This is a genomic window from Rhodococcus sp. As11, assembly GCF_048957735.1.
In the GTDB taxonomy this organism is placed as follows: Bacteria; Actinomycetota; Actinomycetes; order Mycobacteriales; family Mycobacteriaceae; genus Rhodococcus; species Rhodococcus gordoniae.
In genome coordinates this window covers 1-16,811 of the sequence record NZ_JARDJE010000015.1, presented here as the reverse complement: position 1 = coordinate 16,811, position 16,811 = coordinate 1, and the positions used below count along the sequence as shown (strand labels likewise).

The 16,811-nt window shown below is 67.8% G+C and carries 17 protein-coding genes and 1 tRNA gene; 6 read left to right on the top strand and 12 right to left on the bottom strand.

The features are described 5' to 3' along the window. Positions 1-43: 43 nt before the first annotated feature. The 3 genes from PV766_RS17410 to PV766_RS17400 all read right to left on the bottom strand — a co-directional run bounded on the left by PV766_RS17410 (position 44) and on the right by PV766_RS17400 (position 3,630). Entirely contained in the window at positions 44-2,380 is a 2,337-nt protein-coding gene (locus PV766_RS17410; RefSeq protein ID WP_064062875.1) for an MMPL family transporter, read from the bottom strand. A 95-nt stretch (positions 2,381-2,475) separates the two neighbouring features. Continuing rightward, positions 2,476-3,069: a TetR family transcriptional regulator gene (locus tag PV766_RS17405; RefSeq protein ID WP_129977787.1), complete on the bottom strand. Its 594-nt coding sequence runs from the start codon at positions 3,067-3,069 to the stop codon at positions 2,476-2,478. A 96-nt stretch (positions 3,070-3,165) separates the two neighbouring features. After that, on the bottom strand, positions 3,166-3,630 hold the full coding sequence (locus PV766_RS17400) for an RrF2 family transcriptional regulator (protein WP_064062877.1): 465 nt from the start codon (positions 3,628-3,630) through the stop codon (positions 3,166-3,168). Between the two features lie 185 nt (positions 3,631-3,815). Between PV766_RS17400 and PV766_RS17395 the strand changes: the two genes are divergently transcribed. After that, positions 3,816-4,763 carry a sterol desaturase family protein gene (locus PV766_RS17395; protein WP_064062878.1) on the top strand — a complete coding sequence of 316 codons (948 nt, stop codon included), beginning with the start codon at positions 3,816-3,818 and terminating at the stop codon, positions 4,761-4,763. Here PV766_RS17395 and PV766_RS17390 read toward each other — a convergent pair. Next, a complete protein-coding gene (locus PV766_RS17390) occupies positions 4,744-5,430 on the bottom strand; it encodes a YceI family protein (RefSeq protein WP_064062879.1) in 687 nt (228 codons plus the stop codon). The two genes, PV766_RS17395 and PV766_RS17390, sit on opposite strands and share 20 nt — an antisense overlap. 9 nt (positions 5,431-5,439) lie before the next feature. Then, positions 5,440-6,984 carry an MFS transporter gene (locus tag PV766_RS17385; protein WP_421097511.1) on the bottom strand — a complete coding sequence of 515 codons (1,545 nt, stop codon included), beginning with the start codon at positions 6,982-6,984 and terminating at the stop codon, positions 5,440-5,442. A 98-nt stretch (positions 6,985-7,082) separates the two neighbouring features. On the opposite strand from PV766_RS17385, the gene PV766_RS17380 reads away from it, so the two are divergent. Beyond that, positions 7,083-7,625, top strand: coding sequence for a TetR/AcrR family transcriptional regulator (locus PV766_RS17380; RefSeq protein WP_421097510.1), 543 nt, complete (start codon positions 7,083-7,085; stop codon positions 7,623-7,625). A 17-nt stretch (positions 7,626-7,642) separates the two neighbouring features. Here PV766_RS17380 and PV766_RS17375 read toward each other — a convergent pair whose 3' ends face one another. Further along, positions 7,643-8,137, bottom strand: a complete 495-nt coding sequence (locus PV766_RS17375; RefSeq protein WP_064062882.1) for a metallophosphoesterase family protein — start codon at positions 8,135-8,137, stop codon at positions 7,643-7,645. A 60-nt stretch (positions 8,138-8,197) separates the two neighbouring features. Here PV766_RS17375 and PV766_RS17370 point away from each other — a divergent pair, with 60 nt between their 5' ends. After that, entirely contained in the window at positions 8,198-9,010 is an 813-nt protein-coding gene (locus tag PV766_RS17370) for an SDR family oxidoreductase (RefSeq protein WP_421097509.1), read from the top strand. Between the two features lie 189 nt (positions 9,011-9,199). On the opposite strand, the gene PV766_RS17365 is transcribed toward PV766_RS17370, so the two are convergent. The 4 genes from PV766_RS17365 to PV766_RS17350 form a co-directional block, all read right to left on the bottom strand. Continuing rightward, a complete protein-coding gene (locus PV766_RS17365) occupies positions 9,200-9,952 on the bottom strand; it encodes an Ltp family lipoprotein (protein WP_421097508.1) in 753 nt (250 codons plus the stop codon). A gap of 161 nt (positions 9,953-10,113) precedes the next feature. Continuing rightward, a tRNA-Ser gene (locus tag PV766_RS17360) sits at positions 10,114-10,204 on the bottom strand. Positions 10,205-10,250: 46 nt separating this feature from the next. Then, complete coding sequence (locus PV766_RS17355; RefSeq protein WP_064062886.1) at positions 10,251-10,727, bottom strand: nucleoside deaminase; 477 nt, start codon at positions 10,725-10,727, stop codon at positions 10,251-10,253. Then, positions 10,728-11,288 carry a tRNA adenosine deaminase-associated protein gene (locus tag PV766_RS17350; RefSeq protein WP_026002850.1) on the bottom strand — a complete coding sequence of 187 codons (561 nt, stop codon included), beginning with the start codon at positions 11,286-11,288 and terminating at the stop codon, positions 10,728-10,730. A 48-nt stretch (positions 11,289-11,336) separates the two neighbouring features. On the opposite strand from PV766_RS17350, the gene PV766_RS17345 reads away from it, so the two are divergent. Together PV766_RS17345 and PV766_RS17340 are read left to right on the top strand one after the other, a co-directional pair. After that, positions 11,337-12,299 carry a prephenate dehydrogenase gene (locus tag PV766_RS17345; RefSeq protein WP_421097548.1) on the top strand — a complete coding sequence of 321 codons (963 nt, stop codon included), beginning with the start codon at positions 11,337-11,339 and terminating at the stop codon, positions 12,297-12,299. Next, entirely contained in the window at positions 12,287-13,633 is a 1,347-nt protein-coding gene (locus tag PV766_RS17340) for an amidase (protein WP_421097507.1), read from the top strand. The genes PV766_RS17345 and PV766_RS17340 overlap by 13 nt, the downstream gene beginning before the upstream one ends. Here the strand turns inward: PV766_RS17340 and PV766_RS17335 are convergent. Together PV766_RS17335 and PV766_RS17330 are read right to left on the bottom strand one after the other, a co-directional pair. After that, on the bottom strand, positions 13,630-14,229 hold the full coding sequence (locus tag PV766_RS17335; protein WP_081494020.1) for a putative glycolipid-binding domain-containing protein: 600 nt from the start codon (positions 14,227-14,229) through the stop codon (positions 13,630-13,632). The two genes, PV766_RS17340 and PV766_RS17335, sit on opposite strands and share 4 nt — an antisense overlap. Before the next feature lie 86 nt (positions 14,230-14,315). Beyond that, entirely contained in the window at positions 14,316-15,335 is a 1,020-nt protein-coding gene (locus tag PV766_RS17330) for a hypothetical protein (RefSeq protein WP_064062889.1), read from the bottom strand. Between the two features lie 112 nt (positions 15,336-15,447). On the opposite strand from PV766_RS17330, the gene PV766_RS17325 reads away from it, so the two are divergent. Then, the gene (locus PV766_RS17325) at positions 15,448-16,608 is read left to right on the top strand and encodes a GIY-YIG nuclease family protein (protein ID WP_129977798.1); all 1,161 of its coding nucleotides are present in this window, start codon (positions 15,448-15,450) and stop codon (positions 16,606-16,608) included. Positions 16,609-16,811 lie beyond the last annotated feature (203 nt).

The following is a 16,811-nucleotide window of genomic DNA, read 5'->3' as shown; positions in this document are numbered from 1 at the left end:
GCGGCCACGTACCGCTGCGGGTACGCGGCCGCCCGGTGGTTCGTCACAGTCGTGCGGATTCCGGGGTGGACTCGGTCGCGGCGAGCTCGCGGGTGAGCTTCTCACCTTCGACGTCGACGTTCGGAAGGATCTTGTCGAGCCACTTCGGCAGCCACCACGCCTTGTCGCCGAGCAGCGCCATCACCGACGGGATGATGACCATGCGGACGATGAAGGCGTCGAAGAAGACCGCCGCCGCGAGCGCGAACCCGATCGACTTGATCAGCGAGTCCGGCTCCGCGATGAACGCCGCGAACACCGAGATCATGATGATCGCCGCTGCGCTCACCACGCGGGCGCCGTGGGCGAAGCCGCTGCGGACCGCGTCCAGCGCGCTCGCGCCGTGCACGTAGTCCTCGCGCATCCGAGTCACCAGGAACACCTGGTAGTCCATCGCGAGACCGAAGACGACACCGATGAGGATGATCGGCATGAAGCTCACGATGGGCTGCGGGTTGGAGATCAGACCGCCCCAGCCCTCCTGGAACACCGCGACGGTGGCGCCGAAGGTCGCCAGAACGCTGAGCAGGAAGCCCAGGGTGGCGGTGAGCGGAACCAGGATCGAGCGGAACACCAGCATCAGCAGGATGAAGGCGAGGCCGACGACCACGGCGAGGTACGGGGCGAGAGCGCTCTGGAGGCTGTCGGAGACGTCGCCCTCGAGCGCGGTCTGGCCGGTCACGCCGTAGGACAGGCCGAATTCCTCGTGCAGCTCGGCCTCGCCGTCGCGGATGCTCTGGACGAGGTCCATCGTCGTGGGATCGGTCGGGCCGCTGCGCGGGGTGACGAGGATCTGGGCGGTGTCGCCCGCCTCGTTCACCGCGACGATCTGGGCGTTGGCGACCTCGTCGTGTTCGTAGAGGGCACCGACGACGGCACCGAACGCGGCCGGGGGCTCCACTTCGGCGCCCTGGGTGTCGACGACGACGACCAGCGGGCCGTTGCGCCCGGGGCCGAATCCGTCGTCGATCAGGTCGTAGGCCTTGCGGGCGCTGGTGGCGGGATCCGCGGTGGCCTCCGACGGCAGCGCGAGATTCAGTCCGGTGGCGGGCAGGGCGAGCGCACCGAGGAGGACCACACCGGCGATCAGCGGGATGGCGGGGCGGCGGGTGATCAGGCCGACGAACTTGGCGCCCGCCTTGGGGGTGTCCTCGTCGGACTCACGCTTGTTCAGGAACGGGACGCGACCCGCGAAGACCTTCTCGCCGAACAGTCCGAGCACGGCGGGCAGCAACGACACGGCGATCAGCACGGCCATGAGCACCGTGAACGCGGCGGCATAACCCATGACCGACAGGAACGGGATGCCGACGACGCTCAGTGCCATGAGGGCGATGATCACCGTCAGGCCTGCGAAGACGACTGCGGAACCGGCGGTGCCCACTGCGCGTCCGGCGGCCTCGCCACGATCGGAGGTGATGGTGAGTTCGTGCCGGAAACGCGAGACGATGAACAGCGAGTAGTCGATGGCCACAGCGAGGCCGATCATCACCGCGAGCGTCGGGGTCATCGAGCTGAGATCGGCGAAGCCGGTGGCGATGGTGATGCCGAGGCTGCCGATGCCGACGCCGACGAGCGCGGTGATCAGCGGGAGTCCGGCGGCGACGAGCGAGCCGAAGGTGAGCGTGAGCACGATCGCGGCGATGCCGATGCCGATGAGTTCGGCGGTGCCGCCGGGCATGCCCATCTCGGCGGCGGCCGTGCCGCTGACCTCCACGGTCAGACCGGCGTCACGGCCGATCTCGGCAGCATCGAAGATCTGGTCGCGCAGCGCCTGGTCGACGTCGGTGATCTCGCCCTCGAACGGGACGGTGACGAAGCCGACGGTGCGGTCGGCGCTCAGCGGCGACAGGGCCTGGGCGTCGGACAGCGCAGCCTCTTCGGGGGTGCCCTTCTGCGCGGCGACGGCCTTCATCTGCTCGACGAGACCGGCATCGGCGAGGACCGGGCCGACCAGGGCGCCGGCCTGCTCCTCCGGAGTTGCGGTGGCGGGGTCGACCTTCGCGGCCGGCGAGACCCGGTCGATGCCGCGGATCGCGGCGAGGACCTCGTCGACGGCGGCCAGATTGCCGGGCTCGTCGAGCGTCTGCCCGTCGGGTGCCGCGAACACGTAGCGCGCGCTGAGCCCGTTCATGGGGTCCTCGGCCGAGGGGAACCGCTCGGCCATGAGGTCCTGGGTCTTCTGCGCGGGGGTGCCCGGAAGCGTGAACGCGTCCGTGGTGGGCCCGGACAGAGTTGCCGCACCGACCCCGAAGAGGACGAGCAGCGCGATCCAGAAGGACAGCACTGCGCCCTTCCGTCTGTGGGCGAACTTGCCCAGCCGGTACAGGTAGGTCGCCACGGGGCACCCTTTCTATGTCGGAAGATCCTGGTGGAGGGCCGGATGGTGGGGCGGATTCCGCGGTCGGGCGGAGCGGGAGTCAGGGAAGACCACCGCTACGGAAAACCACGTCGGAGCCGGTCGAACGCCTCGCGGATGAGTTCTTCGACCGACCGGTCCGCCGTCCCGGCCGCATGCGTCTCCATGGCTGCCCGCACGGCACCCATGGCGGCGTAGTTCAGCAGCGACGGATACAGGTCCGAGGCGGGGTCGGTGCCGGTGCGCTCGGCGATGATCTCGACGAGCAACTGCGACGAGCGGCGCTCGACCTCGATCTGCCGGGACAACAGCACGTTGCTCTCCTCGAGCAGGGTGATGCATGCGACGATCTCGTCGAACGGCCAATCGGCGTTCTGCACGACGTCCAGGGCCACCGTCAGCAACGAGTCCATGATGTCCTCGTCGGCGGGACGATCGCGCAGCAGATCGATCCACTCCTCGACCCTGGTCTCGAGGTACGCGAGGACGGCGTCTTCCTTGCTCGCGAAGTAGTTGTGGAAGGTGCGGGTCGAGACACCCGCGCGCGCTGCGATCGCGTCGGCCGTCACGGCGGACAGACCGTGCTCACGGGCGAGTTCGGCCGCGGCGGTCGCGAGAGCCGCACGAGTGGCTGCCTTCTTGCGGTCGCGCAGGCCGGGAGTGATGGTCACTCCATCCACGGTACCGATTTTGCAGAGCTCTGTAAGTTTGCAGAGTCGTGCAAATTTATGACATCGCCCACAGGCGATTCCGCTCTATTGCGGGCTTCACACCCGGCGACGCTCCCAGGCGCCCGGATCCTTCGTGAGATCCTCCACGAACCCGGGGAGGCCGCCCGTGACGACGTCCGCGAGCGATACCTCTTCGAGCACGGCGCGCAGGTTCACACGCACTGCGATCCACACGTCCTGCAACCGCTCGGCCGCCCCGCTGTAGGCGACATCCTCGGGCCGCTCGCCGCGCACCGACGCGAGCGGGCCCTCGACCGTGCGGATGATGTCGGCGATGGAGATCTCGGTCGCGGGCCGCGCGAGCGAATAACCACCCTCGGGTCCCCGCCTGCTGTTCACCAGCCCGCCCCGCCGCAGATCGGCGAGCACCGCCTCGAGGAACTTGTGCGGGATGTTCTGCGCCGTCGCGAGGGTCTCCGCCTTCGTCAGGCGACCGCCCTCGATCGCCGCGAGTTCGAGGAGGGTCCGCACGGCGTAGTCGACCCTCGCGGTGATGTGCATGCCATGCCTCTCGCGCTGCCTGATGTCCTCGGCGTGCCCGTCTCGACGGGGACGGTCAATTCCTACCAGCAATACCGAACCGCCCGGCATCACGCGGGTGCGAGTCACCGTTCCATGCCCCTGGTGATCCATGCCACAGCGGCGGTAATGTGGACGGTTGTTCACAGCTATCGGAGGCCGTTGCGATGTGGGAAACCTTGCAGGAATCGTGGGGGTCGCTGCTCGACCCTCTCCACGATCCGGTGACTCTGGCGATTCCCGCCTTCCTCACCTTCCTGATCCTCGAGTGGGTCGCCGCGCGCACCCTCGAACACGTCGAACCCGGACCCGACGGACGCACCCGTCCCCCGCGCGGCGGCTACGAGAAGCGGGACGCCCGCGCGAGCATCTCGATGGGCCTCGTCTCCGTCGTCACGAGTGCCGCGTGGAAGGTCCTGGCGCTCGTCGGATATGCGGCATTGTGGGTCTACGTCGCACCTTGGCACCTGCCGGCCGACGCCTGGTACACGTGGGTGATCCTGCTCGTGGGCATCGATGTCCTCTGGTACTGGTACCACCGGATGGCCCATCGCGTCCGCCTGGTCTGGGCGACCCATCAGGCCCACCACTCGAGCGAGTACTTCAACTACGCGACGGCCCTGCGCCAGAAGTGGAACAACAGCGGCGAGATCATCATGTGGCTGCCGTTGCCCCTGATCGGCATCCCACCGTGGATGGTCTTCGTCGGTTTCTCCGTCAGCCTCGTCTACCAGTTCTTCGTGCACACCGAGCGGGTCGGCAGGCTCCCCCGCCCGATCGAGTTCGTGTTCAACACGCCCTCGCACCACCGGGTCCATCACGGCTCCGACCCCGACTATCTCGACCGCAACTACGCCGGCATCCTCATCGTCTGGGACCGGATGTTCGGCACCTTCAAGGCCGAGGAACACCGCCCGACCTACGGCCTGACCAAGCCCGTCGGCACGTACAACATCTGGGATCTGCAGACCCACGAGTACCGTGCGATCGCCCGCGACTGGCGCACGGCCGGCAAGTTCCGCGACAGGCTCGGCTACGTCTTCGGCCCGCCCGGCTGGGCGCCGCGGCCGACGCCCGCGGAGGAGACCGAGACCGTCAGTTCTGCTCGAGCGTGACGAGGAAGTCGACGCTGCCCGCGTCGTCGACCGTCACGAATCCGAGGTTCGGCGGTTCGACGCCGTAGTCCGACCAGGTCGCCGGGATGCTTCCCGACGCCACGAGGCGTTCGCCCGTACGCAGGACGTCGACGTCGACGGTCACGGGCCGTTCAGCACCGCGGAGGGTGAGCGTGCCGGTCGCGGTCACGGACCCGATGCTGCCGTCGCCGGGCACGGACGAGAGATCCACAGGCTCGGTGAGCGTGAACGTCGCCGTCGGATGGGTGGCGGTATCCATCACCCGCGTGCGGAACTGGCCGTCGCGCTGACCGCTGTCGGTGGTGATGCCGTCCACCTGCACGACGACCTCCGCGGCGTCGAGGGTGCCGTCGGTGACTGTCGCCGACCCGGAGACCTGATCGGTGCTGCCCACCACGGTGACGTCGGCGCCGCGCAGGATCTCGTGCACGGTGTACCCCGCGGCGGTGCGGTTGGGTTCGGTTCCCGCGACGACGGTCCACTCACCGTCGAGCCCGCCGGTCGCGGCTTCGGCGCCCTCGGTCGAGACGGAAGCCGCGGGTGCGTCGTCCTCGGCGATGAAAGTCCCGTATACCCATGGCGCGACGAAGAAGCCGAGGACCGCCACGACCACGACGGCGACGAGGGCCCACACCAGTTTCCGCATCCTGCAAATTTAAACGATGTCGGGTTCCGTGTGAGGTGCTACGTCACGGCGCGGACGCAACGTGAACCACGCGACTCCGGCGGAGACGATCATGAGGACCACCCCGATCCCGGAGGTGATCGTGACTCCGCTGTCGAACGCCGATCCTGCTGCGGCGAGCAGCGCGTCGGCCCGGTCGGCCGGCAGCGTCTCGGCCACGGCGTGGGCGCCGCCGAGCGTCTCCCGGGCGGCTTCCGCCTGCTCCGCGCTCAACCCGGCAGGAAGCAGGAGGTGCGCGGTGTAGGACGCGGAGAGCACCGAACCGAGGATCGCCGTACCGAGCACGGCACCCATCTCGTAGGCCGTCTCCGACACCGCCGACGCGGCACCGGCCTTCGCGGGCGGAACGCTCGACACGATGAGGTCGTTCGACAGCGTCTCCGCCGCACCGATACCCGCGCCGAGGACCGCGAACGCGACGATGATCGGTGTGAGCGCCGACGGTGAGGCGAGCAGGAAGACCAGTGCGTAACCGATCGCCGAGAGCAGCAGCGCCGAGACGATGATCGACGACGGCCGCACCCACCGCACGATCGCGACCACCGACATCCCGGCGACGACCATCACGGCCATTCCCGGAACCAGACTCAGGCCGGCCTGCATGGGGCTCTGCCCGATCACCAGTTGCAGATGCTGGGACACGAAGAACAGGAAGCCCACGAGGGAGACGACGGACAGAAGGTTCACCGCGACGGCACCGGAGAAGGTGGGAACACGGAACAGGCGGACGTCGAGCATGGGGTTCGGGCGCCGCAACTGCCGGCGCACGAACGCGACGAGCGCCGCCACACCGACCACGGCCGCAACGACGGCGACGGTACCGAGGCCACTGTCGGCGATCTTCTTGATGGCGAAGACGATCGGCGCGAGGGCCAGTAGCGACAGTGCGATGCTCACGACGTCGATGCGGCCCGGGTTCGGATCCTTCGACTCGGGGACGAAGATCGGCGCGAGCACCAGCAGCGGGATCAGCACCGGCACGGCCAGCAGGAAGACCGAACCCCACCAGGCATGTTCGAGCAGGAATCCGCCGACGATCGGCCCGAGTGCAGCTCCCGCCGCGAAGCACGAGGCCCAGATCGCGATGGCGAGGCGACGCTGGGCGGCGTCGAGGAAGATGTTGCGCAGCAACGACAATGTGGACGGCATGAGCATGGCCCCGAAGAAGCCGAGCACACCGCGTGCCGTCACGAGCAGTTCCGCGGAGGGCGCATAGGCCGCCGCGACCGAGACGGCGGCGAATCCGGTCGCGCCGACGAGCAACAGCCGGCGTCGCCCGATGCGGTCGCCGAGACTGCCCATCGCCACCAGCAGACCTGCGAGCACCAGCGGGTAGATGTCGATGATCCACAGCTGTTGCGCGGCGGTGGGCTGTAACGCCGAGGAGATCCCGGGCAGCGCGAAGGCCAGGACGGTGTTGTCGACCGACACGAGCAGCACCGGAAGCATCAGTACCGCGAGGGCGACCCAGTCCCGGGCAGCCGCCTTCGTCACGGTGGGTTCCGAAACAGGCACAGATGTCGCCACGATTATCGAACTTTCGCGAGGGGGGATTCGAACCCTCGTTACTGTACCATCTGGACGGTACAGTAACGACGTCGTACGATCAGGCCGTGCCACCCGCCCCCGCCGCCCGCGCCAAACTCCTCGACGCCTTCGTGACGATCCTGCTCGAGCAAGGCGAGCGCGCCGCGACCCTCGAGGCCGTCGCCGCCACCGCCGGTGTCTCGAAAGGTGGTCTGCTATACCACTTCCCGTCGAAGGATGCTCTGGTCGAGGGTCTCGCCGAGCACCTCGAAACGCTTGCGGCAGAAGATGTGGAGGTGATGAATGCGGCCCCGGAAGGACCCGCGGCGTACTACATCCGCACCTCGGTCTACGCCGACACTCCGCTCGACCGGGCCATCGTCGCCCTGACCCGCCTGAGCCAGACCGCGAACCCGCGCGCCCAGCAGGCGCTGCGCCGCATCCACCAGGGCTGGTTCGAGGCCCTGTCCGAGGAGGTCAGCGATCCCGCAGCAGCGCGAGCGGTGATGCTCATCGGAGACGGGCTCTACTACGGGGCCGCGATGTCGGGCGAGACGAGCGAGACGCCGCCCGAGGACGTCGACGAACTCCTCGACCTCGTGCGGAAGCTGATCGGCCCGAGCGACTGACTTCGGGGAGGTCGCCCTCACCCGAGCCGATGCAGTTCGACGTCGCGCAGCGTGCCGTCCTCGATGGTGGCGGTCATGTACGTGCAGTGCGGCTGACGACGCCGGTCGGTGGGCGAACCCGGGTTGAGCAGGCGCAATCCACTCGGTGCCGTCGTGTCCCAGGGAATGTGCGAATGACCGAAGACGAGAACGTCGGTGTCGGGACAGGCGACGGCCATCCGCTTGTCGCGGCCCGTCGACGCCCCGGTCTCGTGCACCACCGCCACCCGCACCCCGTCGAGGGTCACGCGTGCGACCTCCGGCAACCGTTCCCGCAGGATCGGACCGTCGTTGTTGCCCCAGCACGCAACCAGCAGCTGCGACCGTTCCTCCAGAGCATCGAGCAACGACACGTCCATCCAGTCGCCCGCGTGGATCACCACGTCTGCGCGATCCACTTCGTCCCACACCTGCGACGGCAGGTCGCGGGCGCGCGTCGGCACATGGGTATCGGCAAGCAGCAACAGACGCATGGCCCTCAGTCTGCCGCGGGTTCGCTGTGTGCCGCAGACACTCACGGGTAACCACGACGCATGACCACTCCAGCTCACGACAGACTCGCCATCGTCACCGGCGCCGACTCGGGCATGGGCAAGGCGACCGCCGAACTGCTCGCCGCCGAGGGTTTCGACGTCGGCATCACCTTCCACACCGACGAGGCCGGGGCGGAGGACACCCGTGCCGCGGTCGAGCAGCGCGGACAACGATGCTTCGTGGCCCGGCAGGACCTGACCAGCCCGGACACCGCCGACGTGATCGACGAACTCGCCGGCGAACTCGGCGGTCTCGGAGTGCTCGTCAACAACGCCGGCACCGGGCACCGCGACGAAGTACTCGACCTGTCCTTCGACCGGTGGCGGGAGATGCTCGCCACCGACCTCGACGGCCCGTTCCTGTGTGCACAGCGCGCCGCGCGGCACATGATCGGCTCCGGTAAAGGCGGCCGGATCGTCAACATCACGAGCGTCCACGAGCACATTCCCCGCTTCGGCGCGTCCGCCTACTGCACGGCGAAGGCCGGACTCGGCATGCTCACGCAATGTCTGGCGCTGGAATGGGCCCGGTACGGCATCACGGTCAACTCGGTGGCTCCAGGTGAGATCTCCACGCCCATGACCGGCATGGACGAATCCGAGGCCTTCCACGAGGAGCGACCGGGCAACCCCACCGGACGACCCGGGCACGTCGACGAGGTCGCGTCCGTCGTCGCGTTCCTTGCGTCCCCTCGCTCGTCGTACCTGACGGGCCGCTCCATTCCCGTCGACGGCGGCCTCATGCTGATGGCCGCACACGGGCACGACATGAACGACGGGAGTTGGCGACGAGCTTCGGCCACGACGCCGTGACGATCGGCTCGAGACGAATGTCGGCATCCCAGCACGGTCGTTGCCGACCGAAACCGTAGGTCTCGTCGACTCCGCAGTTCACTCGCGATCAAGTTCGCCATCCGCTACAGCAACTGCCGCGGCGGATAGCTAAAGCAGTAGCGAATGATCCGGGCGCCCCGAGATAAGCGACGCCGAGATCAGGGAGGGTCAGAGACCGGCCTGTTCGACCCCGTACTGCGCCTGTGCGGTGGTGAATCCCTCATAGATCAACTGGTCGATCAAGCCTTGCCGTGAGAACGCCGAGAACTCGAGGTAGGACTCGGCCGACTCGGCTGCCTGCTCGTTCCAATCCGGAGCCACATAGTCCACGGCGAAAGCGGCATCTGCAGTGGAGTAGTCCTCATACTCCAGCTGCTCGATCAAGCCCTGACGCGAGAAGGATGCAAAGTCGAGATAGCTCTGCGCGGACCGCACAGCGTTCCGCTGGCCTGCTGTCATGCCGGAGTCCGGTCCGGCCTGAGTAGGAGCTTCCCGTGCGACCGTCGCGGACGGTGTCAGCGTCACTGTTTCGGTGAGCGTCACCGGCGTCGGTGAAGGCAACGGGACCTCGGTCGTGGTCGAGAGCGTCGTTGTCGTGGGCGAAGTCGTCGTGGCCCGAGTGGTTGTGACCGCACTCGACTCCGTGGTGGTCGCCTGGGCAGCCGATGTCCCCTCGGACGATTCACCGGAGGAACCGAGAACTCCGATGACGGCGAAGAGCACGACCGCGGCACCGACGACCCACGGCCACTTCTTACGACCGGGCTTGCCCGGCTCCGGGGCAGGCTGCGTTTCTTCCGTTTGTTCGGCGGGAGTCGCACCGGTCGCCGGTTGAAGTGCCGAAGTCCACTGCTGCCCGTCCCACCATCGCAGTTGTCCGGAGCCTTCAGGGTCTGGGTGCCATCCGGCAGGTGTCGTCATGTCGCTCTTTACTTCTCGATTGATCGTTTGTTACCACTCCTATCGACGGTCGTGCACGGGGAGTTACGTCGCGTGCCCGATGTGCGCCCGAAGCCAACCCTTCAGGTGACGCTACGGACAAGAAAAAGCCCCTCACCTGTGCGAACAGGTGAGGGGCTCTCTGGCGGTGGCGGTGGGATTTGAACCCACGGACGGGGGTTACCCGTCACACGCTTTCGAGGCGTGCTCCTTAGGCCGCTCGGACACGCCACCGCTAGAAGACTTTACCGGATCGAGCGCCTCAGCCGAAATCCCCTGGTCACAGCTCCGATGCCGGACCACGATGTTCGCGGAAGAACTCCTCGAGCACCGCAGCGCACTCGGCTTCGAGCACACCACCGCGCACTTCCGGACGGTGCGTGAGACGCCGATCGCGCACGACGTCCCACAGCGACCCGACGGCGCCCGTCTTCGGTTCCCACGCCCCGAAGACCACACGCGACACTCGGGACAGAACCAGCGCACCCGCGCACATCGTGCAGGGCTCGAGAGTCACGGCGAGGGTCGCGCCCTCGAGACGCCATCCGTCGCCGTAGACCTGTGCTGCCGCGCGCAGGGCGAGCACTTCGGCGTGCGCTGTGGGGTCTCCGGTGGCCTCGCGGGAATTCGCGGCTCTCGCGATCTCGGTGCCGTCCGGCCCGAACACCACCGCGCCCACCGGCACATCACCGGCGGGCGCGGCAGCGGCGGTCTCCAGCGCGACCCGGATCAGTGCCTCGTCGTCGCGCAGACCCATCTAACGGAGCTTGTCCAGGGTGTTACCCAGGACGTCGTCGAAACCGAGTCGCTGCGCGATCTCGTCGAGCTGCTCATCGGGGTACAGGTCGGTCTCCGACAGGATCACCGAGAGCACAGGCTCGGGCAGACCCATGTCGGCGAGGATGCCGAGGTCGCCTTCCTCCCACGGTTCGATGTCGTCGAGTTCGTCGGGATCGATGTCGGGGATCTCGACGTTCAGCGCATCGAGGACGTCGGCGGCGATGTCGTAGTCGACAGCCATCGTCGCGTCGGACAGCAACAGTCTCGTTCCCGACGGTGCGGGACGCACGATGACGAAGAATTCGTCGTCCACGTTGATCAGACCGAACACCGCGCCGGAACTTCTCAGCTCCCTCAATTCGGTCACCGCAGCGTCGAGACTCGTCAGTGCAGCACCGGCCAACGCCCGGCACTTCCAACGACCCTCCTCACGCGTCACGGCAACGGCGAAACCGTCGAGGTCGTCGTTCGAATTCCCCGTGGGGTTCCCACTCGGGGTAACGGAAGGGCTCTTGTTCCCTACACGCTGTGCAGCCATGGGCGCAACGGTAGTCTGCCGCGTCCGGTGAATGAAGCCCAGCACGCGATATGCCAACCTGAGAAGGTGTCCTCAGCCGTGTCCTCCCCGCCCGTCTGTGTCCTCGGTCTCGGCCTGATCGGTGGTTCGCTGTTGCGCGCCGCCGCGACGACGGGCCGACAGGCATGGGGCTACAACCGCTCCGCGCAGGTCGTCGATGCTGCTGTCGCCGACGGCTTCGACGCCTCCACCGACCTCACCGCCACGTTGCGTCGCGCAGCCCACGCCGACGCCCTGGTGGTGATCGCGGTGCCGATGCCGGCGGTGGGCAGCATCCTCGAGGCGGTGGCCGAACATGCACCCGATGTCGCACTCACCGACGTGGTGAGCGTCAAGGCCGAAGTGGCTGCTGCCGTCGCCGCACACGGCCTGTCGCGACGTTTCGTGGGCGGACACCCCATGGCAGGAACGGCCGAGTCCGGATGGACCGCAGGCACCGCCGAGCTGTTCCGCGACGCGGTGTGGGTGATCACCGTCGACGACGGCACCGATCCCGAGGTGTGGCGGCAGGTCGCCGACCTCGCGCTCGACTGCGGCTCCGTCGTCGTACCCGCCGAGTCCGGGGAACACGACGCGGCGGTCGCGCGGGTGTCCCATCTCCCCCATCTGCTCGCCGAAGCGCTGGCCCTGTCGGGCGCCGGTGGTGGTGATCTCGCGCTCGGTCTCGCCGCCGGCTCGTTCCGAGACGGCACGCGGGTTGCGGCGACGGCCCCGCCCCTGGTGGACGCGATGTGCGAGGGCAATGCCGAGGCCCTGCTCGTCGCACTCGACGAAACCCTCGACGTGCTGACGACGGCCCGGGAGCAGCTCGCCGACCGCAGCACCTCCGCTCTCACCCGCGCCGGTCACGAGGCCCGGACCCGCTACGAGCAGCGCCGCCGCGACCCCATCGTCGGCACGCAACCCGGCGACGACGGCTGGATCGCAGTATTCCGCGAAGCCGGACGTCGCGGTGGAGTGTGGACGCGATGAACCTCCGCGACACGGCATCGGCCCTGGCCACCGGCAAGACGACCGCCACCGACCACGTCCGCTCGGTCCTTGCAGAACTCGACGCTCTCACCGGCACCCCCTGGGAGAACGCCGTCGCCGCCCGCAACGACGAGGTCGCCCTCGAAGCCGCGGCCCTCGCCGACGAACAGATCGCCGCGGGGAACTGGATCGGCCCCCTGCACGGCGTCGCGGTCGCGGTGAAGGACAACATCGACGTCGCCGGATTCCCCACCCGCTGCGGCAGCGCGGTCCTCGCCGACGCACCGCCGGCCGGGCGCGATGCCCGCATCATCGAGAAACTCCGTGAGGCCGGAGCGATCGTGGTGGCGAAGACCCATCTCCACGAGTTCGCCTACGGACCCACCGGATTGGTCAACGCATCCGGAGCAGCCGCGCATCCGCACGATCCGGATCTGATCAGTGGCGGTTCCTCGTCCGGATCCGCAGTGCTGGTCGCACGGGGCATCGTGCCCGTCGCGCTGGGAACCGACACGGGCTGCAGCGTGCGCACCCCGGCGGCGCTGTGCGGGATCGTGGGCTTCAAGCCGGGCTTCGGGGCGCTGCCCGAGCAGGGCGTGTTCCCGCTGTCGACGACCTTCGACCACATCGGTCTGCTCACAACCGACGCCCTGGACTCGTCGCTCGCATGGGGCGCCCTTCCCGGCATCGCGCACCTGCGCACCCCGGTCTCCGAACTGCGCATCGGACGGCTGCGTGGTGGCATCTGGGATCTGTCGCCCGTCTTCGACGACGCGGTCGAGACTGCGTGTCGCACCCTCACCGATCTGGGTGCCCGCGTCGTCGACGTGGAACTGCCCGAGACCGACGAGATGCTCGAGCTGTATCCCGTGGTCACCGGTTCGGAAGCGTACGAGACGCATCGCGCGTGGTTCGAGGCCGATCCCGGACGCTATCAACCCCCGACGGCCGCTCTGCTGGCCGCGCAACGCGACCGGCCCGCCTACGACTACATCCGGGCGGCCCGAGCGGTGACGCGACTACGTCACGACGTCGTGCATCGCCTCCGCAGCGTGGACAAGCTCGATGCGTTGATCACCGTCACGACCGGTGTACGTTCGGCGCCGCTCACGAGCGATCCCGTGGAGTTGCGCGCGCCGCTGCTGCAGATGTGCATCCCGTTCAGTGTCCTCGGTGTTCCGGCCGTGTCGGTGCCGGCCCCGGATGGGGATTCGACGCCGGTCGGACTCCAGGTCGTCGGGCTTACCGGAGGTACCCGCGGGCACGGCAGCCACCCCGCCGAATCGGCCGCGTTCGCTGTGGCCATGGCGGTGGAGGCGTCGGGACAGCCTTAGATCCGCGAAGCGAGACCCCGATATTCGAGGACGAAGCCGTCCTTGTCGACGGTCACCGACGACGACGATCGCGGCGACAACACGTGGATTCCGTCGGACGCGCTGCTGTAGACGACCGTGGCCTCCTCGATGCTGAGATCGATGAGGTTGACGTACACGACGGGCACCTCCACGTCGGCGGCTCCGGTCTGCAGGTCGTGCCGGCGGATCGGCAGAGCATTGAAGAACGGACTGAACACCACGTCCGCATCCAGTGCCCCACCGAAGGTGGACCGCTGATGGTTGATGCCGTTGTCGGACATCCAGATGCCCTCTTCGGACCTCGTGAGCGACATGTGGCGCTCACCTGCGGCGAGCGTCGTGCGTACCGACAATCTGCGGGTGACACCGTTCTCGTCCGTCACCAGGTCGTAGGACGCACTGAATGCCGGATGATCGGTGCACTCCGCAGCCACGATGCGGCCGGATGCCTTGATGCGGCGGCCGGAGAGCTGTACTCGTACCGACTCCATCCGAGGTACATCGACCGCACGCCACGTGAGTAGCGCGGGCCAGGTAGACGCGGAACCGGTGGCGTCAGAGGCTGGGATGCTCACGGTCTATACGTTATGCGACGAACGGCACACCGTGGGCGGCGGTGTCGTGATTCGTCGGCCCCGACCGCGACAGGATTCCCCCACCGCTACGCCGTGTCCGGCAATGCCTCGTGGCGGGATGCCTGCCGCAGATGGTGTGAGAACACCGACAATGCCGCAGCGCCGACGGCGACGTTGAGCAGAGCTCCGAACTCCTGCACGGCAAACTCCAGGACGTCGACGAAGAAGACGGTGATCAACGCGGCCGTGCGGAGCGCACGAACGGCCCATCTCTGCCGGCGCCAGAGGGCCACCGAACCCACCACGCACAGCAGGACGGTGACGGCGGAGCCGACGAGCTGGATCACGGTCATCACGTCGTTCGTCCGCTCGGCGAGATCCTCCTGCAGCGTGGCCACCGCGTTGACGAGAATGCCGGCGGAGAACAGCGTGAGCAGAGCCGCCGCCACCCGCACGCTCCGGTCGCCCCGCAGACGATCCGGCAACCGGATCGACACCCACGAGAAACGCGACGGCACCTCCCGGCACCGAGTGAGAAGGAGGTCGATATGCTCGACGACCTCGGTATCGACCCCACCCTCCCGAGCGCGTTCGAGCTGTACTCGCGCCTGGTCGCGATCGGTCGGTGTCAGACCGTGGGTGAGCCCGTCCGTCGCAGTGAGCGCCGCGTTGGCGAGATACTCGTCGGCCGAGGGGCCACGACGGAGATGCACCGCCCGATTGGCCACGAGCAACAACACGACGACCACATACATGATGGCCACCGACGGGCGGTAGAAGTAGTCGTTGGTCTTCGTGACGAACTTGCCGACCTCGTCCAGGAACAGACCGAAGCCGATACCGCCGAGCATCACCGCGATGCGATCGGGTGCCCGGCCGATGAAGGTCATCGAGACCATCAACGCGGCGATCATGAGCAGCCCACCCCACAGCACATGCGCGATGTGCAGGACCGACCCGCCGACCTGCGGATAGCCCGTCAGATGGAGGTACAGACGCGTGACGAGGACGGTCGCCACCGCGGTGATCAAGAGCGCTTCGACCTGCGCGGACGACGCGGTGTCCCGCAACAGCCGAGAACGGGAACGGGTCAGCACCGCTGTCATGGCTCGCGAGCTTATCCCGCCCGGGTTCTCCTCGGGTTTCTCCGCCGGATCCGGCGGCGCGGCGCCTGCGCGGAGCGGCTCCCCGATGTGCTGTGTGGCCTAGAGTCGCTCTATGCGCACAGTGTGGACAGTTCCTCCGAACATTGCCCAAACTCTGCTGGAATCTCCCGAGATCCAGATGTTCCTGACCAGCAACGAGTTGCCGGACACAGCGGACGATCCACGCCAGAGACTTGCGGAGTTCACCCACGCGCTCGGCGCATTGAGTCGTCACATCGGGCGCACCTTCGGTTCCGTGGACGTAGCCAACCGCGAACTGTTCGGCGGGTCCGCCGGCAAAGTACCGGTAGCGCTGCGCCTGACCGTCCTGCGTGCCCTCGTGAACCACGTCGACGATCGCGCTCCCAGCCCGAAACTGCTTCCGAAGAACATCTGCGACCAGCTCGGTGCCTACGTCTACGCCCTGCTCGACCCGCGCGACCGCAGCATCTTCTACATCGGTGCCGGACGTGGAAACCGGATCTTCGCCCTGGTGTGGACCGCACTCGGAGAAACCTCGAAGCTCACCGAGTCCGGCGAGAAGGCACCGCTGGCCACACCGGAGACCGAGGCGGCTCTGCGGCGCATCCGAACCGTCTACGAGTCCGGCTACGCAGTGGAGCATTTCGTCGTCGCCGACGCCCTGAACCCCAAGACGGACGGCGACCACACCGCCGCCGTGACGGCCGAAGCGGTCATCGCGGCACTCGGACTGACCGAACCACACCGCGGCGAATGGGTGCTCACCAATCTGGCGGGCTCCACCGAGGAATCCGAAGCAGACCGCACCGCGATTCCGATCGCCGAACTCGTGCGGCAGTACTCGGCCTCGCCCGCTCCCGAACTGCCGACGCCGTGCGTGGTGCTCCGGGTCAACGAAGCGAAGAAGGCCTCCCCCGCGGCGGTGCGCGAACTCGCATCCAAGCCGTGGCCGGCGGGTTCGGCCGCTCGCGGAATCGACGGACTGCCGATCATCGTCGTTGCCGACAACATCGTCCGGGCGGTCTACCGCGCCACAGGCTGGGAGGCGGCCGCTCGCACCGAAGAGAACGGCGGCACGATCCTCTACCGGTTCGTCGGGGAAGCCGACGACGAGCTCGAGAGAAAGTTCGTCAATACTCGTGTCACGCCCGACCGGCTCGGTCTCAAGCGCTGGCCGTCGCACGGGTGGGCGCCTCGTCTGACGCGTGCTCTGCCCCGGCCGGTCGCGCGTCCGAAGGCATCGCGCTCCTGATTCAGAGCTGCTCCCCGGCCCGAGCCGGGGAGCAGCGCCGTTTCGGTTGTCGGCAACCGTTGGGCCGGCATATCTTCCGGCTACAGAAACACGAAAGGGGACCCACTGCTGTGGGTCCCCTTTCGGAACGGGTGTTCGGCGGTGTCCTACTCTCCCACACCCTGTCGAGTGCAGTACCATCGGCGCAGACAGGCTTAGCTTCC